The organism is Pseudomonas retamae (assembly GCF_043496865.1).
Classification (GTDB): domain Bacteria; phylum Pseudomonadota; class Gammaproteobacteria; order Pseudomonadales; family Pseudomonadaceae; genus Aquipseudomonas; species Aquipseudomonas retamae.
On the sequence record NZ_JBIEIL010000007.1, the window covers coordinates 147,447 to 165,447 of the forward strand.

At 61.3% G+C, this 18,001-nt stretch carries 20 protein-coding genes; 7 read left to right on the forward strand and 13 right to left on the reverse strand.

The window, feature by feature from the left end; genetic code table 11:
* Positions 1 to 111: 111 nt before the first annotated feature.
* On the reverse strand, positions 112 to 1,188 hold the full coding sequence (locus ACGSLL_RS15635) for an alkene reductase (RefSeq protein WP_394507134.1): 1,077 nt from the start codon (positions 1,186 to 1,188) through the stop codon (positions 112 to 114).
* 146 nt (positions 1,189 to 1,334) lie between these two features.
* Complete coding sequence (locus ACGSLL_RS15640) at positions 1,335 to 2,012, reverse strand: type 1 glutamine amidotransferase domain-containing protein (protein WP_394506981.1); 678 nt, start codon at positions 2,010 to 2,012, stop codon at positions 1,335 to 1,337.
* A 212-nt stretch (positions 2,013 to 2,224) separates the two neighbouring features.
* Between ACGSLL_RS15640 and ACGSLL_RS15645 the strand changes: the two genes are divergently transcribed.
* The 3 genes from ACGSLL_RS15645 (at position 2,225) to ACGSLL_RS15655 (ending at position 6,050) form a co-directional block, all read left to right on the forward strand.
* Entirely contained in the window at positions 2,225 to 2,809 is a 585-nt protein-coding gene (locus tag ACGSLL_RS15645; protein ID WP_394506982.1) for a TetR/AcrR family transcriptional regulator, read from the forward strand.
* A gap of 239 nt (positions 2,810 to 3,048) precedes the next feature.
* On the forward strand, positions 3,049 to 3,759 hold the full coding sequence (locus ACGSLL_RS15650; protein WP_394506983.1) for a carboxymuconolactone decarboxylase family protein: 711 nt from the start codon (positions 3,049 to 3,051) through the stop codon (positions 3,757 to 3,759).
* A gap of 164 nt (positions 3,760 to 3,923) precedes the next feature.
* On the forward strand, positions 3,924 to 6,050 hold the full coding sequence (locus tag ACGSLL_RS15655) for a TonB-dependent siderophore receptor (RefSeq protein WP_394506984.1): 2,127 nt from the start codon (positions 3,924 to 3,926) through the stop codon (positions 6,048 to 6,050).
* A 275-nt stretch (positions 6,051 to 6,325) separates the two neighbouring features.
* Here ACGSLL_RS15655 and ACGSLL_RS15660 read toward each other — a convergent pair whose 3' ends face one another.
* From ACGSLL_RS15660 to ACGSLL_RS15680, 5 genes are all read right to left on the reverse strand, one after another.
* Positions 6,326 to 7,282 (reverse strand): 2-hydroxyacid dehydrogenase, encoded by a 957-nt coding sequence (locus ACGSLL_RS15660; protein ID WP_394506985.1) that lies wholly within the window; start codon positions 7,280 to 7,282, stop codon positions 6,326 to 6,328.
* A 32-nt stretch (positions 7,283 to 7,314) separates the two neighbouring features.
* Complete coding sequence (locus tag ACGSLL_RS15665; protein ID WP_394506986.1) at positions 7,315 to 8,079, reverse strand: SDR family oxidoreductase; 765 nt, start codon at positions 8,077 to 8,079, stop codon at positions 7,315 to 7,317.
* 13 nt (positions 8,080 to 8,092) lie between these two features.
* Complete coding sequence (locus ACGSLL_RS15670; protein WP_394506987.1) at positions 8,093 to 8,797, reverse strand: fumarylacetoacetate hydrolase family protein; 705 nt, start codon at positions 8,795 to 8,797, stop codon at positions 8,093 to 8,095.
* A 97-nt stretch (positions 8,798 to 8,894) separates the two neighbouring features.
* Positions 8,895 to 10,244: an MFS transporter gene (locus ACGSLL_RS15675; protein ID WP_394506988.1), complete on the reverse strand. Its 1,350-nt coding sequence runs from the start codon at positions 10,242 to 10,244 to the stop codon at positions 8,895 to 8,897.
* A gap of 135 nt (positions 10,245 to 10,379) precedes the next feature.
* The gene (locus tag ACGSLL_RS15680) at positions 10,380 to 10,721 is read right to left on the reverse strand and encodes a hypothetical protein (protein WP_394506989.1); all 342 of its coding nucleotides are present in this window, start codon (positions 10,719 to 10,721) and stop codon (positions 10,380 to 10,382) included.
* An 82-nt stretch (positions 10,722 to 10,803) separates the two neighbouring features.
* On the opposite strand from ACGSLL_RS15680, the gene ACGSLL_RS15685 reads away from it, so the two are divergent.
* Complete coding sequence (locus ACGSLL_RS15685) at positions 10,804 to 11,736, forward strand: helix-turn-helix transcriptional regulator (protein ID WP_394506990.1); 933 nt, start codon at positions 10,804 to 10,806, stop codon at positions 11,734 to 11,736.
* 11 nt (positions 11,737 to 11,747) lie between these two features.
* Here ACGSLL_RS15685 and ACGSLL_RS15690 read toward each other — a convergent pair whose 3' ends face one another.
* The 3 genes from ACGSLL_RS15690 to ACGSLL_RS15700 are packed head-to-tail and all read right to left on the reverse strand — an operon-like array spanning position 11,748 to position 13,694.
* Entirely contained in the window at positions 11,748 to 11,912 is a 165-nt protein-coding gene (locus ACGSLL_RS15690) for a hypothetical protein (RefSeq protein ID WP_394506991.1), read from the reverse strand.
* Positions 11,913 to 11,916: 4 nt separating this feature from the next.
* A complete protein-coding gene (locus tag ACGSLL_RS15695) occupies positions 11,917 to 12,915 on the reverse strand; it encodes an NADP-dependent oxidoreductase (protein ID WP_394506992.1) in 999 nt (332 codons plus the stop codon).
* On the reverse strand, positions 12,912 to 13,694 hold the full coding sequence (locus tag ACGSLL_RS15700; protein WP_394506993.1) for an SDR family NAD(P)-dependent oxidoreductase: 783 nt from the start codon (positions 13,692 to 13,694) through the stop codon (positions 12,912 to 12,914). The genes ACGSLL_RS15695 and ACGSLL_RS15700 overlap by 4 nt, the downstream gene beginning before the upstream one ends.
* A 158-nt stretch (positions 13,695 to 13,852) precedes the next feature.
* Here ACGSLL_RS15700 and ACGSLL_RS15705 point away from each other — a divergent pair, with 158 nt between their 5' ends.
* On the forward strand, positions 13,853 to 14,452 hold the full coding sequence (locus tag ACGSLL_RS15705; protein WP_394506994.1) for a TetR/AcrR family transcriptional regulator: 600 nt from the start codon (positions 13,853 to 13,855) through the stop codon (positions 14,450 to 14,452).
* 125 nt (positions 14,453 to 14,577) lie between these two features.
* Positions 14,578 to 15,210 carry an isochorismate family cysteine hydrolase YcaC gene (gene ycaC / locus ACGSLL_RS15710; RefSeq protein WP_394506995.1) on the forward strand — a complete coding sequence of 211 codons (633 nt, stop codon included), beginning with the start codon at positions 14,578 to 14,580 and terminating at the stop codon, positions 15,208 to 15,210.
* A gap of 204 nt (positions 15,211 to 15,414) precedes the next feature.
* On the opposite strand, the gene ACGSLL_RS15715 is transcribed toward ycaC, so the two are convergent.
* The 3 genes from ACGSLL_RS15715 to ACGSLL_RS15725 all read right to left on the reverse strand — a co-directional run bounded on the left by ACGSLL_RS15715 (position 15,415) and on the right by ACGSLL_RS15725 (position 17,622).
* Positions 15,415 to 15,792, reverse strand: a complete 378-nt coding sequence (locus ACGSLL_RS15715) for a type II toxin-antitoxin system VapC family toxin (RefSeq protein WP_394506996.1) — start codon at positions 15,790 to 15,792, stop codon at positions 15,415 to 15,417.
* Positions 15,789 to 16,115: a type II toxin-antitoxin system Phd/YefM family antitoxin gene (locus ACGSLL_RS15720; RefSeq protein WP_394507135.1), complete on the reverse strand. Its 327-nt coding sequence runs from the start codon at positions 16,113 to 16,115 to the stop codon at positions 15,789 to 15,791. The genes ACGSLL_RS15715 and ACGSLL_RS15720 overlap by 4 nt, the downstream gene beginning before the upstream one ends.
* A 205-nt stretch (positions 16,116 to 16,320) precedes the next feature.
* Positions 16,321 to 17,622 carry an erythromycin esterase family protein gene (locus tag ACGSLL_RS15725; protein ID WP_394506997.1) on the reverse strand — a complete coding sequence of 434 codons (1,302 nt, stop codon included), beginning with the start codon at positions 17,620 to 17,622 and terminating at the stop codon, positions 16,321 to 16,323.
* A 175-nt stretch (positions 17,623 to 17,797) separates the two neighbouring features.
* Here ACGSLL_RS15725 and ACGSLL_RS15730 point away from each other — a divergent pair, with 175 nt between their 5' ends.
* A complete protein-coding gene (locus ACGSLL_RS15730; protein ID WP_394506998.1) occupies positions 17,798 to 17,998 on the forward strand; it encodes a hypothetical protein in 201 nt (66 codons plus the stop codon).
* Positions 17,999 to 18,001 lie beyond the last annotated feature (3 nt).

Below are 18,001 nucleotides of genomic sequence, written 5' to 3' on the forward strand. Positions count from 1 at the left end.
GGGATTCGTTGTTGGGCTGCGAATACTTATACAGATTGTAGTTCGTGTATAGATATTTGCGACCTGCTCAACGAAAACCTGGCGCTGTCTGAATCGTGCGCAGAAGCCCGCTCAGCCGTTGTAGACCGGGTAGTCGGTATAACCTTCAGCCCCACCGCCATAGACGGTCGCCGAGTTCAACGCATTCAGCGGCCAGCCGTTGGCGATGCGCGCTGGCAGGTCGGGGTTGGCCATGAACGGACGGCCGAACGCGACCAGATCCGCCAGCCCGGATTCCAGCAAGCGTGCGCCGGATTCCGCGGTGTAGCGCCCGGCATAAATGATCGCGCCGCTGAAGGTGTCGCGCACGGCCTGACGAAAAGTCACAGGCATCTCGGGGGCGTTGTCCCAGTCCGCTTCGGCGATGGACAGATAGGCGATGCCGACGTTCTCAAGGATTTTGATCGCTTCGATGTAGGTGGTGTGCGGATCGTCCTCGACCAGGCCCAGATACGTGCGCGCTTCATCAGTGGTGGTGAACAGCGGCGCGAAGCGCACACCGACTTTGTCCCTGCCGATGCATTCGGCGACGCCCGCAACCACGTCACGCAGGAACCGCAGGCGATTGTGCAGCGAGCCACCGTATTGATCGTCGCGCAGGTTGCTGTGCGCCGAGATGAACTGATTGACCAGATAACCATTGGCGCAGTGCAACTCGATGCCGTCGAAACCGGCCTCCATCGCATTGCGTGCGGCCTGGATATACAGCTGCACCAGTTCTTCGACTTCCAGCGTGCTGAGTGCGCGCGGCGCCGAAGGGCTGACCAGTTCACCAGCGCCGGGCGCCGTTTCGATGAACACGCTGACCCGATCGGTCGCTACCGCCGAAGCCGACACAGGGGCCGCGCCGCCGGGTTGCAACGCGTTGTGCGAGACCCGGCCAACGTGCCACAACTGGGCGAAAATCACCCCGCCTGCGCCATGCACCGCCTCGGTGACTTCACGCCAACCGGCGATTTGCTCCGGGGTATGGATGCCTGGTGTCCACGCGTAACCCTGGCCGCGCGGTTCGATCTGCGTGCCTTCGGTGATCAGCAGGCCGGCGCCGGCACGTTGCTGGTAATACTCGGCCATCAGCGCGTTGGCGACATTGCCCGGTTGCGTGCTGCGTTGACGGGTCAGGGGCGGCAGGACGATACGGTTTTTCAGGGTGTGGCCGCCGAGGGTGACGGGGGGTAGAAAACGGGTTGTGCTTCATGGAGTGACCTTGAGTAATTAGACCAGTCGACTACTAGTCGAATGAAAAAAAACGCCGGGCAAACCGCGCACGGCGTTCTTAGGGGTTGAGCGTGAACCTAGCCGAGCAGTTTCAGCAGTTTCTCGGCGACGGCGGCGGAGCTGGCCGGGTTCTGACCGGTGACCAGTTGCCCGTCGGCAACCACGTGTACCTGCCAGTCAGCGACTTTCGAGTATTGACCGCCCAGACGCTGGAACTCGTCTTCGATCAAGAACGGCACGACGTCAGTGAGGCCGACCGCTGCTTCTTCAGCGTTGGTAAAACCGGTGACGTTGCGGCCCTTGACGATCGGCTGGCCATCAGCCCGAACCACATGAAGCAGCACGCCCGGTGCGTGGCAGACAAAACCGTGCGGCTTGTTGGCGCGGTCGAAGGCTTCGATCAGGGCGATCGAATGCTTGTCCTCGGTCAGATCCCACAGCGGGCCGTGGCCTCCCGGGTAGAACACCGCATCGAAATCTTCTGCGCTGACCTCGGCCAGGCGTCCGGTGTTTGCCAGCGCTTGCTGGGCGGCCGGGTCCTGGCGGAAGCGGTCGGTTTCAGCGGTCTGCGCGCCGGGCTCGTCGCTTTTCGGGTCGAGCGGTGGCTGACCACCGGCCGGCGAGACCAGCGTGACGTCAGCGCCGGCGTCCTTGAAGGCGTAGTAGGGGGCGGCGAATTCTTCCAGCCAGAAACCGGTTTTCTTGCCGGTGTTGCCGAGTTGATCGTGAGAGGTCAGCACCATCAGGACTTTCATAAACGCACCTTTGTGTAGGTCAGGTGTTTCGTGGGAGAGGGATTCGCCCATCGCTGGCACCCGGCAGAAATCGTTTGTCGGGGCGCAGCATAGATCCCAATTAGACCAGTCGTCTAGTAATTTTTTATCTTTGGTTTTTTTAGGTTCAGGTATGGCAAACTCGCGTTCCTTCTCAGCATACGACTGGTCTATTGCCAGCTAATTCGCGCCCCATGAAACCGACCTACGACGACACCCGCCAACACTTGCTCGACACCGGCCACCGGATGATGGCCGAGAAGGGCTTCACCAGCGTTGGCCTCAACGAGATCCTGCAGACCGCCGGTGTGCCCAAGGGCTCGTTCTATCACTACTTCAAATCCAAAGAGCTGTACGGCCAGGCATTGCTTGAGGATTACTTCGTCGGCTACCTCGCCGACATGGAGCGCCGCCTGACGCTGCCGGGGCTCAACGCCTATGAGCGGCTGATGGATTACTGGCAGGGCTGGCAGAACCGCTGCACCCTCGAAGGCCACGGCGATGAATGCCTGGTGGTAAAACTCAGCGCCGAGGTCGCCGACCTCTCCGAGTCGATGCGCCTGACCTTGCGTGATGGCGCCGAGCGCGTGGTGGCACGCATCACCGAATGCCTCGAACAAGGCCAGGCGGATGGCAGCCTGCCAGAGGGTGACGCACGGCATCTGGCGGAAACCCTGTATCAGTTGTGGTTGGGCGCCAGCCTGCTGAACAAGTTGCAGCGCACCGGACAGTCACTGCACACCGCGATGGCGATGACCACGCGGCTGCTGGACCACTGATCCCCAAAAGCGCCGCGCGACCTCCGATTGATGAATCACACTCATGACTCCATGAGACGCAGGCTGGCTAGTCGCTGGGGCATAAGCCCCTTAACGTGGCCGCTGATGATTCCGTCAGCAGGAGTGTGGCCATGCCCGTACCGTCGATTCGAAACGCGTTCCAGCCCGGCAGTCTCCTGCTGACGGCCCTGGCCCTGGTGCTGTCTGCCTGTGCCTCCGCTGAAAAAGGAACGCCCTTGATGAACCATGCTCCTGTAACAACGCAAACCAGTGCTGCCGCGGTTTCGCCGGCGCTGGCGCACAACACCGAATCAATGCTGCTTGGCGAACTGTGGCAACGCCCGGGTCTGTCGCCACGCGATCGCAGTCTGGTCACGGTGGCGGTGCTGATCGCACGCGGGCAAACCGCCGAGATGCCAATTCAGTTCAATCTGGCGCTGGACCACGGCGTGACGCCGCTGGAATTGTCGGAAGCCCTCAATCATCTGGCGTTTTATTCCGGTTGGGGCAACGCGACGGCGGCGCTGCCGATCGCTCAGCAGATATTCGCCGCGCGCCACATCGGCCCGGAGCAACTGGCGCCGGTGTCGCCGCCACTGCTGCCGCTCGATGAGGTGCGCGAGGCGGATCGCGTCGAACGGGTGAACGCGGCAGTTGGCTCTGCTGCGCCGGGACTGGTCGAATTCACCACCAAGGCGCTGTTTCGCGATCTCTGGTTGCGCCCGGGCCTGGCTCCGCGTGACCGCAGCCTGATCACCGTCAGTTCGCTGGTGGCGAACGGGCAGGTGGGCCAGGTCGGTTATCACCTCAATCGCGCGATGGACAACGGTCTGAGCCAGACCGAGGCGGCGGAAATGATCACCCAACTGGCGTTCTACGCCGGCTGGCCCAACGCTTTTTCCGCTGTGCCAGTGTTCAAGGAGGTGTTCAGTCAGCGCACAGCAGGCTGACCTGACGATGCAGGTGCCCATTGCCGTCGGGTTCGATGGGCCCGCAACTGCAACATGACAAATAAGAATACGTTTCAATTACGCATTGCACTGGTATACCATGCGCGCCGCTTCGCTGGCAGTTCTGCCATCCGTTCTGGCCTATTCGTAAAGGTTTCCTTTTCATGCGTCGTACTCTGCTTTCCATTTGCGTGCTGCAGGCGTTGTCTTCTTCTGCGTGGGCCGAACAGGCCGATTCCACCTCCTCAGTGCTTGAGCTGGACGCCACCGATGTGGTCGGCACGGCAGATTACGAACGGGCCGACGGCCCGGTGCAGGGCTATCGCGCGACGCGTTCGGCCAGTGCCACGCGCACCGACACGGCGATTCATGAAACCGCGCAATCGATCAGTGTCGTGACCAAGGATGCGGTCGAGGACATCGGCGCGACCCGCCTGCAAGACGCGCTGGATTACGCTGGCGGCGTTGGCCGTGCGAACAATTTCGGCGGGCAAGGCCTGACTACTTTCACCGTGCGTGGCTTCACCACCGGCGAGTTTTATCGCAACGGTTTTCCGATCAACCGCGGCTACCCGAACATGCCCGACGCCAACACCATCGAGCGTCTGGAAGTACTGCGCGGCCCGGCCACCACGCTCTACGGTCGCGGCGATCCCGGCGGCACCTTCAACGTGGTGTCCAAACAACCGCTGGCCGAGCGCACCGTCACCCTGGGCAGCCAGCTCAACGATCAAGGTATAAAACGCGGCACCCTCGACGCTTCCGGGCCGCTGGATGAAGAAGGCCGGCTGGCCTATCGGCTCAACGTCGTGGGCGAGGGCGGCGACACCTTTCGTGATCATGTCGAGACCGAACGCTACGGCATCACGCCGGTGCTGAGTTGGCAGGCGACCGATGCGACCAAGGTGATTTTCGAAGGCGATTTCATGCGCAACAATGCGCCGCTCGACCGTGGCGTGACGCGCTATCCGAAGCAGATCGGCACCGCCTCGCGCGACACGTTCTTCGGCGAGAAGGACGTCGGCAAGCTGCACAACGACAACAACATGGCGCAGCTGCGTTTCGAGCACCTGCTCAACGACGACTGGACCCTGGGCGGTGGTTTCCAGTGGCTCGACGGCTCGCTTAAAGGCAACGCGATCGAAGCCAACGGCATCGCCGCTGACGGTCGCACCCTGGGGCGCAACTTCAACTACCGCAAACTGGAATGGACCGACAAGGACACCCAGCTGAATCTGACCGGGCACTTCAGCACCGGCGGTCTGCAGCACACCTTGCTCACCGGCATCGAATACGAAGACTACGACTACAAGTCGATCATCCAGCGCTCCAGCGGTGCGGTCGGTGCCTACCCGATCGACATCTTCGATCCGGTCTACGGCCAGCCGCGCCCGGCCCTGACCCGCACGCCGACCCACGACAAGGAAAACCTCAAGACCTACGCCGCCTTCGTCCAGGATCAGGTGGCGTTGACCGAGCGCCTGAAAGTGCTTGCCGGGGCGCGGTTCGAGCGTTTCGAACACGACTATGAAACCTACGTGCCGGGTGGCAAGAGCTGGCAGGCCGCGGATAACGCGGTCACCCCGCGTCTGGGCGTGACCTACGATCTGACCGAAACCCTCGCGGTCTACGCCAACACCGCGCGCTCGTTCAAACCCAACACCGGCGCCAGCCGCGCCGGTGGCGGCTTTGCCCCGGAGAAAGGCAAATCCTATGAAATGGGCCTCAAGTGGGAGGCGCTGGATCATCAGCTAAGCGTCGATGCGGCGATCTACCAGATCGAAAAACGCAACGTGCTGACCACCGACCCGGTCGACTCGACCTTCAGCGTTGCCGCAGGCGAGGTGCGCAGCCGTGGCTTCGACCTGAACGTCGCGGGCAACCTGACCCCGGAATGGCGGGTCATCGGCGGCTATGCCTATGTCGATGCCGAAGTGACCAAGGACAACACGATCCGCTCCGGCACCCGCTTGCTGAACATCCCGCAAAACAGCTTCAGCCTGCTCAACGTCTACGAATTCCAGGACGGCGCTCTGAAAGGCTTGGGCCTCGGTACCGGGCTCAAGTATGTCGACGAACGCGCCGGGCAAACCGCCAATACCGCGTTTTCGATGGGCAGCTACACGGTGGTCGACTTGCTGGGCTTTTATAAGGTCAACGACAAGGTGCGGCTCAACCTTGATCTGAAGAATCTGTTCGATCGTGATTATGAGGAAGGGGCGTTCGGCAACGTCTACGCCTATCCGGGCGCGCCGCGGACGGTGCAGGTGGGGATTTCTTATACCTTGTGAGGCGTTTGCGATCTGCGTGAACCGCAGCCCCTCACCCCAGCCCTCCCGAAACGTCGGACCGCCCAGAGGGAGAGGGAGCCGACCGAGTCGATCCTGATCGTTCCCACGCGGAGCAACCTGATCGTTCCCACGCTCTGCGTGGGGATGCAGCCCCGGACGCTCTGCGTCCAAAAGCGTGACGCAGAGCGTCACAAGAGGCATTCCCACGCGGAGCGTGGGAACGATCAGGTTGGGGCGCTCGGGCTGGTGCAGGGCTGCCATTTCAGCCCCGGCGCTTACCCGGTGACACACCCCTGCGGTACCTTCCCGGCAAAGCTGTCGAGCAGGCTGGCAACCACCATCTCGCCCATCCGCGTACGCGTCTGCAAGGTGGCGCTGGCGCGGTGCGGTTGCAGCACCACCTGTTCGTTGTTGAACAAGGCTTCTGGCACATTCGGTTCATCGACAAACACATCCAGCCCGGCCCCGGCGATTTCGCCGGCCGTCAACGCCGCCAACAGGTCCGCTTCGTTGACCAGTTTGCCGCGCGCGACGTTGATCAGATAACCACCCTTGCCCAAGGCTTGCAGGACTTCAGCGTTGATAATCGCTTCAGCCTTGTCGGCGGCGGCGGCGAGGATCAGCGCGTCGCTGTCGCGGGCCAGTTGCTTGAGATCGGCGACGAAGGTATGGCTGACATCGCTCATCGGCTGCAGATCGGTGTAACTGATCGGGCAGCCAAACGCGGCGGCGCGACTGGCCACGGCACGACCGACCCGACCCATGCCGACGATGCCGATGCGCATGCCCGACACCTGTCGCGCCAATGGCAGCGGCGCCAGCGGCGTCGGGCTGTGCGGCCATTCACCCGAGCGCACGTAGCGATCACTGGTGCACAAACCGCGACACACGGCGATCAGCAAACCGATGGCGAGGTCGGCGACGTCTTCGGTCAGCGCGCCAATGGTTGCCGTCACGCGGATGCCGCGATCGCGGGCGTAGGCCAGATCGACCGCGTCGGTGCCAACACCATTGACCGCCACCACTTCCAGTTGCGGCAGTTGCGCCATCAAGGCCTGGCTGATGCCGGTGTGCCCGCCGGTGATCACCCCGCGAATATTGGCGCCGTGCTCACGCAGATATGCGGGTTTGTCGGCCTGCTGGAAATAGCGTCGGACGGTGAACAGTTCATCGAGACGGGCGTTGATTTCAGGAATCAGGATCGGGCTCAACTGCAAGACTTCGGGCTTCATGTAAACCTCACTTACCGAATAAAAAGGCCGGCTCAACCGCGGCCGGCAAACGGCATGGCAGTGGCCATGACGGTCATGTTCAGAACGTTGGCCGACAGCGGCAGGCCAGCGATGTAGCGCACGGCCTCGGCGACGTGTTTGACGTCGACCATCGGCTCGACGGCGATGCTGCCGTTGGCCTGGCGCACGCCGCGGGTCATGCGTTCGGACATCTCGGTCAAGGCATTGCCGATGTCGATCTGGCTGCAGGCGATGTTGAATTCGCGACCGTCCAGCGCCAGCGATTTGCTCAGGCCCAGCACCGCGTGTTTGCTGGCGGTATAGGCGCTGCTGAACGGGCGCGGCGTGTGCGCGGAAATCGAACCGTTGTTGATGATGCGTCCGCCCTGTGGCTGCTGGCGGCGCATCAGGCCGAAGGCGCCGCGGGCACAGAGGAAAACCCCGTTGAGATTGGTGTCGATGACATTGCGCCATTGCTCGAACGACAGCTCGTCCAGCGGCACGGCAGGGGCATTGACCCCGGCATTGTTGAACACCACGTCGAGGCGTCCGTAGACCTCGGCAATGCTCGCAAACAGCGCGTCGACACTGGCCGGGTCGCGCACGTCGGTGGGTACCGCCAGCGCCTCGTGGCCTTCGCTCGTCGCCAGTTCGACCAGCGCTTGCAAAGGTTCCGCTCGGCGTCCGGCGGCGACCACGGTGAACCCGTCGGCCATCAGGCCCAGCGCCACGGCGCGGCCGATGCCGCTGCCCGCACCGGTGACCAGCGCGACTTTTAACGGTGATGAAGTGGACATGCTCGGGTACTCCTTATGCAAATGGCTGAGGACGAGCGCCGACGCGCATTTCCAGTTGACCGATGCCGTCGATGCCAGCGCTGATCAGGTCGCCGGGCTGCAGCGCGTCGACGCCGGCCGGGCTGCCGGTCATGATCAGATCGCCGGCGCGCAACGCCACCGAACGAGAGATGCGGCTGATCACTTCGCTGACCGACCAGATCTGATTGTCGAGGCTGTCACGCTGGCGCTCCTCGCCGTTGACGTTGAGCCACAACTCGCCCTCGGGATGGCCGCCGCGGCTGACCGGCACAATCGCGGTCATCGGCGCGGCACCATCAAAAACCTTGGCGCCTTCCCACGGCAGGCCCTTGCTCTTGGCCGCCAGTTGCACGTCGCGGCGGGTCAGGTCGAGGCCGGCGGCGTAGCCCCAGACATAGGCCAACGCCTGGTCTTCGGGGATGTTCGCGCCGCCTTCGCCAATCGCCACCACCAGTTCGATTTCATGGACGAACTCCTCGGTCAACGGCGGGTAGGACACTTCACCGACGGCATCGATGACGTTGCTCGCCGGCTTCATGAAAAACACCGGTGGCTGGCGCGACTGGCCCTGGCTGTCCGGCCACGGGTAGTTGCGGCCGACACAAAATACCCGACCGACAGGAAAGCGTTGCGCGCTGCCCACCACCGGCAAGGTCGCGGGCAGATCCGGAGTGAAAACGTATTCAGTCATGTTCATCCTGTGAGGTCCTGTGTGTGAGATCAGCCTACGGCGGCGCGCGTCGGTGTAGTTGGACGAATGCCGCTTCGGCTTGGAGAAAACGGTGCTGTTGCGCTCAGCGTGGTTTCAATTCGATGCGATACAGACGGCCGAGCAGCAGCGAGTAGGAGAGGGTGCCGATCAGCGCCACGCCGCCGATGAACCAGAACGCCCAGGCGAACGAGCCGGTGGCATGCACGATGGCGCCAATCACGATCGGCGTGACGATGCCGCCGATGTTCGCCGCCAGGCTGGTGATGCCGCCGGTTAGGCCGATCAGTTCCTTGGGCGCGACTTCCGAGACCGCCGCCCACGAAGACGAGGCGATGCCCTGAGCGAAAAAGGCGATGGTCAGCACGGCAATGCAGATCGTGTTCGAGTCGGTGAAATTCACCAGCACGATCGACATGCCCAGCATCGACCCGACCACCAGCGGCAACTTGCGGGCGAACGACATCGAGTAGCCCCGGCGGATCAATCCGTCGGAGACGATCCCGGCGAGCAGAATGCCCACGGTCGCGCCGACGAAGGGCAGCACGGCGAATATCCCGGCCTTGATCATGGTCAGTTGGCGTTCTTCGATCAGGTAGGTGGGGAACCAGGTCAGGAAGAAGTACAGCGCCGAAGTGCTGGCGAACTTGCCGATGCAGATCGCCCAGACCTGGCGGTAGCTGAACAACTCGGCGATCTGCCGCCAGTTGAAACGGGTGCGTTCCTGACTGCTTTTGACCAGGCCGCCACCCGCTTCGATGTACTGCAATTCGGCTTTGCTGACCTTTTTGCAATTGAGCGGGTCGCGATACAGGTACAGCCACAGCACACCGAAAATGATCCCCAGTGCGCCGGTGCTGTAGAACACGTGGCGCCAGTCGAAGGTGGTCGCCAGCCACAGCAGCGCGCCAGTGAACAGCGCCGTGCCGAGGTACTGGCCGCAGACATAAATGCTGCTCGCCAGACCGCGTTCGCGGGCCGGAAACCACACCGTCACTGCGCGGCTGTTGGCCGGAAACGCCGGCGCTTCCATGGCACCGACCGCCAGGCGCAAACCGAACAGCGAGGCGAAACCGGTGGCGAAGCCCTGGCACACGGTGACCGTCGACCAACTGATCAGCGAAACCCCGTAGGTGAAGCGCGAACCAAAGCGGTCGGCGATGAACCCGGCCGGCACCAGCGCCAGCGCATAGGTCCAGGCAAACGCGGAAAAGATCAGGCCCATCTCGATCTTGTCCAGCCCCAGGTCCTTGGCCATGAACGGTGCGGCGATTGAGATATTGACCCGGTCGATGTAGTTGATGATGGTCGCGATCAGCAACAGCGACAGCATGAACCAGCGGCGCCGCGAGGGCAGGCGTTGCGGCACCACCGCGTCGCGTGCGCCGGCAATCACCGGCGGCACAGTGGCTTGAGAAGCATGGGAATTGGACATGGTCAGACCTCGTTATTGTTAGAAGGGTCGAGGGGTTTCGCGCAGCCGAAGGCCTTGCCCACACGCGTGGGGGCAGACAGATCGGCACTGAAAAGCGACGGCACGAAGGCCTGGCGTCAGACGTTCAGGTACGTCTCACGGCAGGCCGGTTCGGCGGGATCGGGAGGGGCGGCGAGAAGTAATGGCTGGTTCATGACGTGCACACCTTTGATTGTTTTTGGAGGAGGCTGGGCTGCGTTGGCTATTACAGTGGTCGTACAACTTCGTCAGATCAAGCCAAGGGTTAGAACGTTTTTTCTTATGACGCGGGGGCTGGTTAAACCTGTCCAAGAAAAAAATCTGCGTGCGACGTTCCACAATCAACTGGATATGCACGTTAACGTATTGAAAATAAACATAAATACGTTTTGTTATGGCTTCAGGTTTTTTGGACAGGCGAATCGCCACTCCGACGCGGAAAAAATTGCTGGTGCTCATGTCGTCGTATGACTGCTTGCTGCGTCGCGGGCTTGCCTGCAAGATGATTCGCGCCCACGTACCTGCCGAGGACCCTCCGCCGATGTCGTCACCGCACCGGATTCCGACTTACGTCATGCAGCAACGCAGCGAATTGACCGACTTCTACATTCGCGACAAAAAGGGCCGCCGCGCCGAAACCGCGCCGCATCGCCACGAATACTTTCAGATCCAGATCAACCTCGGCGGCGACACCGTGCAGCACATCGGCAACGTCGAACGTCCGTTCCCGCGCAACACCCTGGCGTTCATCCTGCCGCACCGCGTCCACGTGATTCCGCACCCGGCGGAGAGCAATTTCATCGTCATCAATTTTTCCCAGACCTTCCTGTTGCCGCATTTGCAGTGCGACCCGATGGACCTCGAAGAGGTGTCGATCCTGCTGGCGCCGGAGCTGTCGCCGTTCCGCTTTCAGGAACATCTGGATTTCATTCTCGTGGACGCGGATTTTGCCGGGGTCTGTGCGCTGATCGAGCAGATGCGCCGCCTGGACGAGAATCGCCAGTTCGGCACGCGGGAGATGCTCAAGGGCTTGCTGCTGCAGTTGATCGGCAGCGTGTGTTTTCTTTACGCCGAGCCGCTCAAGCGCCTGGCCGAAGAAAACGCTGCTGAGGTCAGTCGACGCGATGCGCTGAGCCGCATGTTCGAATACCTGCGCAAGAACATCGCCGACCCCGACCTCAACCTGATCAAAGTGGCGGCGGCGACGTACCTGTCACCGACCTATCTGACCCACTGGTTGCGCAAGGAAATCGGCAAGACCTTCACCGAACTGGTGCTCGAACGGCGGATGCACGCGGCGCGCAATTTTCTCCTCAACAGCACCCGCTCCGTGGGCGAGGTGGCGCGCTTGTGCGGCTTTGCCGACGAGGCCTATTTTTCCCGGCGTTTCCGGCAGATTCACGGCCAGCCGCCGGGGCAATTCCGCCGTCGTCAGCTCAATCCGGATACGCCGCAAACGCCGTTGAATACCTGACGGGCAACGGGTCAGGGCTCAAGCAACAAGGGCCGCCAGACGATGGCGGCCGGGTCGAGCAGGGGGGCTGGCGGCTCGATCGCGGGCGTTCGCTCGCCGGCGGGCTCAATCGTGCCGAACTGCTGCGTGCCGGCAGGGAGATCTTCAGCGTTGCCTGCAACGTCATCGACCGGCATAGGGCTACTTCATCCGCACAATGACTTTGCCCTTGGCGCGGCCCTGTTCTACATGAGCCAGCGCCTCAGCCGTCGACTCAAACGCAAAGCTGCGATCCAGCACTGGCGCCAGCTTGCCGGCCTCGATCAACGCACTGATGTCGCGCAGCTGCGAGCCGTTGGCCCGCATGAACAGGAAGCTGTAGCTGACGTTGTGCCGGCGAGCCTTGCGGCGGATCTTCAGGCTCAACAGGCGCACGACTTGCCGTAGTGGCCACGCCAGACCTTGCGCCTTGGCGAACTCGGCGGTGGGTGGGCCGGAGATGGAAATCAGCTGTCCACCGGGTTTGAGCACTTTCAGTGAGTTCTCCAGCACATCGCTACCGAGGCTGTTGAGCACCACGTCGTAACCGCGTAGCTCATCCTCGAAACGCTGGTGTTTGTAGTCGATCACCACGTCCGCGCCGAGCGCCTTGACCCACTCGACATTCGCCGTGCTGGTGGTGGTCGCGACAAACGCGCCGAGGTGTTTGGCCAGTTGAATCGCGACCGTACCGACACCGCCGGAACCGGCATGGATCAGTACTTTCTGCCCGGCGCGCAACTGTGCAATGTCGACCAGCGCTTGCCAGGCAGTCAACGTCACCAACGGTATCGCCGCGGCCTGTTCCATATTGAGGTTGGCAGGCTTCAATGCGAGCGCATGCTGATCCACCGCGATCCGCTCGGCAAAGGTGCCGATGCGCTGTTCCGGCACCCGCGCATAGACCTCATCGCCGGGTTTGAAAGCGGTGACTGCTGCGCCGGTCGAGATCACCACACCGGCGACATCGTTGCCCAGTACCAGCGGCATTGCGTACGGCAGAATCAACTTGAATTCACCGCGGCGGATCTTCGAATCGAGGACATTGACGCTCGCTGCGTGCACCTCGATCAGGACGTCGTCAGGCCCAGGCGCGGGCTCGGCGACGTCGCCGATGCGCCCGCGGTGTTGGCCGTAGCGGTCGATGAGAAAAGCTTTCATGGCAGGTAACGCTGGGCAACCGCGGACTGGCGAATCTGCCCGAGCAAACCCTGCCGCGCGGTTTGCAGGTCATCCCAGCGCTGGCCTTCATGCAGCGGCGGAATGGTTACCGGCTCGCGGCGATCGAAACCGACCAGTGCGGCGTCGACCAGATCACTGACTTCCATGATTTCGCTCAGGGTGTTGATGTCGATGCCGGCGCGGTCCCAGATTTCCGTGCGGGTCGCGGCGGGCAGCACGGCTTGCACGTACACGCCCAGCGGCGTCAGTTCCAGGCTCAGGCCCTGCGAGAGGAACAGCACAAACGCCTTGGTCGCGCCGTAAACCGACATGCCGAATTCCGGCGCCAGCCCGACCACCGAACCGATATTGATGATCGCACCTTCACCGGCCTTGGCCAGACGCGGCGCAATCGCGCTGGCAAGGCGTACCAGAGCGGTGGTGTTGAGGGCGACCAGATTGGCCACGCTGTCGGTGCTCTGCTCGATAAAGCTGCCGGACTGTGCGGCACCGGCGTTGTTGACGAGGATACCGATGCGCGTGTCGTCACGCAGACGCGTTTCGACGGTGGTGAGATCGCTGAGTCGGGTCAGGTCGGCCGGAACCACATCGACGGCAACGCTGTGCTCGCTGCGCAGTTGGGCGGCCAGTGTGTCGAGGCGCGCAGCATCGCGAGCGACCAGCACCAGATCATGCCCGCGTTGGGCGAAACGTTCGGCATAAACCGCGCCGATACCAGTGGAAGCGCCAGTGATCAGGACAGCAGGGCGAGTGGTCATTGATTCATCTCTTTGCGAATGCATCGGTTGGGGTAAATGCCGGATAGCAGCAAGTGGATTTAGGATGATGATCTAAATCTAAACTGTCAACGGTTTTGATTATGGCCAACATCTATGTATCATCGGCGGATGATTTTTAGCGCACAGAGGTACCGCTCATGCGAGTCAGCAAAGCCCAGGCACAGGCCAACCGTGAACACATCGTCGAGACGGCGTCCGAGCTGTTTCGTGAGCGAGGGTTTGACGGCGTCGGTGTGGCTGATCTGATGGCGGCGGCCGGTTTCACCCACGGCGGTTTCTACAAGCACTTCGGCTCGAAAGCGGATTTGATGGCCGAAGCCTCGGCCAACAGCCTGGGGCGATCACTGGCGACCGCCGAAACTCTCGACGTCAAAGGCTTTATCGACCTCTACGTGTCGCGTGAACACCGCGACGGGCGTGGCGATGGTTGCACCATGGCCGCACTTTGCGGCGACGCCGCCCGCCAGCCGGACGAGTTGAAAGCCACGTTCGCCGACGGCATCGAGCGCACCTTGCAGACGCTGGGCGCGAAGTACCCGACTGACACCGAAGCAGCCCCGGACGCGGCGCGTTTGAAGATGATCGGACTGCTGGCGCAAGCGGTGGGCGCGGTCATGCTGTCTCGGGCGTGCCCGGATGATTCCGCGCTGGCTGATGAAATCCTCGCGGTGTGTCACGCGCAAATGCTGGCGTCGTTGCCGCTGGTTTCGGAGGATGAAGCGGAACAAAGCGAATAAGCATTGTCCGTTTTGAGTGGACAGTGAAACGCGTTTCAGCCGATTTATCCCTTTTCGCTGGGTCAGTAATCTGTACCCAACTTGAACGCAACAACAAACTTCAAACTTGAAAAGGGACGCACACCATGACCACTCCAACTTACAACCGCCTGAACAAAGACGACGCTATCGTGCTGCTGGTCGATCACCAGACCGGTCTGATTTCCCTGGTGCAGGACTTCTCGCCCAACGAGTTCAAGAACAACGTGCTGGCCCTGGCCGACCTGGCCAAGTTCTTCGACTTGCCGACCATCCTCACCACCAGTTTCGAACAAGGCCCGAACGGCCCGCTGGTCCCGGAACTGAAAGAGATGTTCCCGGACGCGCCGTACATCGCTCGCCCAGGCCAGATCAACGCCTGGGACAACGAAGACTTCGTCAAGGCGATCAAGGCCACCGGCCGCAAGCAGATCATCATCGCCGGCGTGGTCACCGATGTCTGCGTAGCGTTCCCGACGCTGTCGGCACTGGCGGAAGGTTTTGATGTGTTCGTGGTCACCGATGCTTCGGGCACCTTCAACACCACCGTGCAACAAGCCGCATGGAGCCGCATGACCCAGGCTGGCGCACAAATGATGAACTGGTTCTCGGTGGCCTGTGAGCTGCACCGCGACTGGCGCAACGACATTGAAGGCCTGGGCAACCTGCTGTCGCAGCGTATCCCTAACTACCGCAACCTGATGAACAGCTACTCGGCGCTGACTGCAAAGCAGAAGTAGTCGGTATCGCTACAGAACAAAAAGCCCGCTTTGAAAGCGGGCTTTTGTCGTTGCCACCTTAAACACACCGCTCCCACAGTGGACCGCATTTCAATTGAAGAACCACGAACAAATTGTAGGAGCTTGCCTGCAAGCGATGGCGGCCCGACATTCAATATGGATTTTGAATGACGAAGCGCGATTGTAGAAAAGCCACGCATCGGGTTATACCAGAACCACCAGATCAGAATATCGAGCGACCAACGGATCGGCCGTAAGCAACCTCATCGGTTCAGTCATGGCTGTGGCAACGATAATGCGATCAAACGGATCCCGATGATGGTGTTCAAGATCCTTAACAGCTATGGCGTGTTCCGTGGTCACCGGCAATTCGATAAACCCGCTATCAAGGCAATGTTGGCGGACGTCATCCAGATCAACATCTAACTTACCGAGCCCGACCTTGATAGCCATTTCCCAAAAAGTGGCGGCACTGATGTAGATATCGGCAGCGTTTTCAATCAGCTTTCTGGCTTTACCAGATAATCTGGCGTCATCACTGAGCGTCCAGAGCAGGATATGGGTATCAAGCAGTAGCCTCATGCCTGAGTGCCTTCGAATGCGTCCAGCATGTCATCGGGCAATGGGGAGTCGAAATCTGCAGGCAGCAACAGTTTGCCCTTCATCGCACCAATACGCTGTGCGGTCGGTTTTCCTGCAGGAACGAGACGAGCCATCGCCCGGCCATGCTTGGCAATCGTGATGACTTGCCCAGCGGCGGCATCATCGACAAGTTTGGATAGGTTGTTTTTAGCTTCGGCCAGCGGAACGATGATCATCAGTTCACTCCAATATTCTGGACAAATATAGCCAGAATAATTTGGCGCTGCCAATCCCTCGGCGCTTTCAGCCCATTTGGAAAAGATATCTCTATGCACTTTCGCCTCGCTGTTCTTTCGATTGAACAAGGCCTCACCATAGAACTATCCATTCAGGCTGGCTGTAGGACGCAACGGAGATTGCGGCGAGAGCTTTCGGCATTTGCCCAGGGATAGGACAAAATTGGTAAAAAGTCGTACAAACGACTCTCTGGCAAGCCACTCGCTTTTTACATTGTTCTACCGATACCGTTCACACCCCAAACGGAAACGTGTCCTCTTCATGACTCGATGACTCCGGGCTCGACAGCGGTGTAATCGCCGTAGTCTGCGCGAACCACAAATACGCATCGAATTGCTCGCTGAGGGTGGCGTCGAAGTAATGGCTTTGGCGTTCGGTCTGCGGGCGGTAGATCACCCCGATCGCGCGTTCGAGCAGGCGCCGCGTGAGGGCTTCGCGCAACTCGGCGCGATCCGTCGCGCGCCAGTCATATAACGCCATCGGGCAAGCGGCTTCGACACAGGCGCGCTCCCAACTGCGCGGCAGGGCGGGGCGGACGTTTTTGATCTGCATCGGCGCATCCCAGTCGTCGGCAGCTGCCACGCTGCCCTGATCGGTGCCCATGCCGATCAGCACCGCATCTGCGCCGAAGGCTTGCCGGCACAGCTGGCCGAGGGTCAGTTGGCCGCTGTCGCCCATTTGCGTGGCGCGGGCGTCGCCGATGTGCGAGTTGTGCGCCCAGACGATCACTTTCGCCTCATGCGCTTGGCGCGTGCGCAACGCTTGCAAGGTGTCGAACATGTGCCGGTCGCGCAGGTTCCACGATTCGCGGCTGCCGCGATACATCGCTCGATAATATTGTTCGGCGGCGCGCACGACGCGGGCGTTCTGGGTGGCGTTGAACAGCGCTTCGCCGTCGTTTTCCATCAGGCTCAGGCGTTCGCTCAACAGGGCCTGAAGTTGTTCGAGCACGGCACGTTCGCAAGTGGCCATGCCGCCGACTTCAGTGAAATGCCCGTAGAGCGCCGGGTCATCGTGCCAGGGATTGAGGCAGGCGTAGCGCTGTTGTGCTTCACGGGCCATGGCCGGGTCGGTGTCTTGCAGATAGCCCAGCACCTCGCGAATTGAACTGCGCAGGCTGTACACGTCGAGTCCGCGGAACTCCACGCGTTGCTCTGCCGGCTGAGCCTGGTTGTATTGCTGCAACCAGCGGGTAAACGCCTGCACGTCGGTGTTGCGCCACATCCACGTCGGGAAGCGCGCAAACGCCGCATCGTGCCACGCCCCTTTGCTCCGGCCGCGCACGCAGCGATCAATCTGATCGGCGTCCGGCCAGTCAGCCTCGACCGCGACAATGGTGAAACCATGATGGGCAATCAGATGCCGGGTGATCGCCGCGCGTGCTTCGTAGAATTCATGGGTGCCGTGGCTGGCTTCACCGATCAGCACCACCTGGGCATCGGCGTAGCGGTCGAAGAGGTCGGCAAAGGCGTCGCTGCCAATATCCGGCAGCGGTTCGGCGTGTTCCTTGAGGATCGAGACCAGAGTGTCCATGGGCGGATTCTCCGTGGTGGGGTGTGCATTGGAAAACCCAGGAAAAACCGCGGTTCCATCGAACTGAGCGGACGGCAACCGACCGAGCGAAGCACCGTTCGTCCAGCATTGGGCACTTGCCCGCCAAGCGCTTTTCTCAGTTTTGACCCACTGTGAATTACCACGGAGAACAGACATGGACATTGACGAAAGCCCACCGGGCAATCAGTCGCAGCAAGGCGCAACACGCACGACGGACAACGAGGCCGGGCACGACTCCCCGCGCAAAAATCCCGAGGTGCCGTTGCCGGCTGATGACGAAGCACCGGTTGATGAAGACATGGCGGATGTCGACGCGACGAACGCGGTTTCGCAAGAACATCCCAAGCCGCAATAACGG

Excerpts from the sequence above, each read along its gene's own strand:
- ACGSLL_RS15705 (WP_394506994.1), top strand. The coding sequence starts at position 13,853 with ATGCGAGTCAGCAAAGCCCAGGCACAGGCCAACCGTGAACACATCGTC.
- ACGSLL_RS15670 (WP_394506987.1), bottom strand. The coding sequence starts at position 8,797 with ATGAACATGACTGAATACGTTTTCACTCCGGATCTGCCCGCGACCTTG.
- ACGSLL_RS15690 (WP_394506991.1), bottom strand. The coding sequence starts at position 11,912 with ATGCCGGTCGATGACGTTGCAGGCAACGCTGAAGATCTCCCTGCCGGC.
- ACGSLL_RS15700 (WP_394506993.1), bottom strand. The coding sequence starts at position 13,694 with ATGACCACTCGCCCTGCTGTCCTGATCACTGGCGCTTCCACTGGTATC.
- ACGSLL_RS15680 (WP_394506989.1), bottom strand. The coding sequence starts at position 10,721 with ATGAGCACCAGCAATTTTTTCCGCGTCGGAGTGGCGATTCGCCTGTCC.
- ACGSLL_RS15655 (WP_394506984.1), top strand. The coding sequence starts at position 3,924 with ATGCGTCGTACTCTGCTTTCCATTTGCGTGCTGCAGGCGTTGTCTTCT.
- ACGSLL_RS15685 (WP_394506990.1), top strand. The coding sequence starts at position 10,804 with ATGTCGTCACCGCACCGGATTCCGACTTACGTCATGCAGCAACGCAGC.
- ACGSLL_RS15715 (WP_394506996.1), bottom strand. The coding sequence starts at position 15,792 with ATGAGGCTACTGCTTGATACCCATATCCTGCTCTGGACGCTCAGTGAT.
- ACGSLL_RS15725 (WP_394506997.1), bottom strand. The coding sequence starts at position 17,622 with ATGGACACTCTGGTCTCGATCCTCAAGGAACACGCCGAACCGCTGCCG.
- ACGSLL_RS15650 (WP_394506983.1), top strand. The coding sequence starts at position 3,049 with ATGAACCATGCTCCTGTAACAACGCAAACCAGTGCTGCCGCGGTTTCG.
- ACGSLL_RS15665 (WP_394506986.1), bottom strand. The coding sequence starts at position 8,079 with ATGTCCACTTCATCACCGTTAAAAGTCGCGCTGGTCACCGGTGCGGGC.
- ACGSLL_RS15645 (WP_394506982.1), top strand. The coding sequence starts at position 2,225 with ATGAAACCGACCTACGACGACACCCGCCAACACTTGCTCGACACCGGC.
- ACGSLL_RS15660 (WP_394506985.1), bottom strand. The coding sequence starts at position 7,282 with ATGAAGCCCGAAGTCTTGCAGTTGAGCCCGATCCTGATTCCTGAAATC.
- ycaC (WP_394506995.1), top strand. The coding sequence starts at position 14,578 with ATGACCACTCCAACTTACAACCGCCTGAACAAAGACGACGCTATCGTG.
- ACGSLL_RS15730 (WP_394506998.1), top strand. The coding sequence starts at position 17,798 with ATGGACATTGACGAAAGCCCACCGGGCAATCAGTCGCAGCAAGGCGCA.
- ACGSLL_RS15695 (WP_394506992.1), bottom strand. The coding sequence starts at position 12,915 with ATGAAAGCTTTTCTCATCGACCGCTACGGCCAACACCGCGGGCGCATC.
- ACGSLL_RS15675 (WP_394506988.1), bottom strand. The coding sequence starts at position 10,244 with ATGTCCAATTCCCATGCTTCTCAAGCCACTGTGCCGCCGGTGATTGCC.
- ACGSLL_RS15640 (WP_394506981.1), bottom strand. The coding sequence starts at position 2,012 with ATGAAAGTCCTGATGGTGCTGACCTCTCACGATCAACTCGGCAACACC.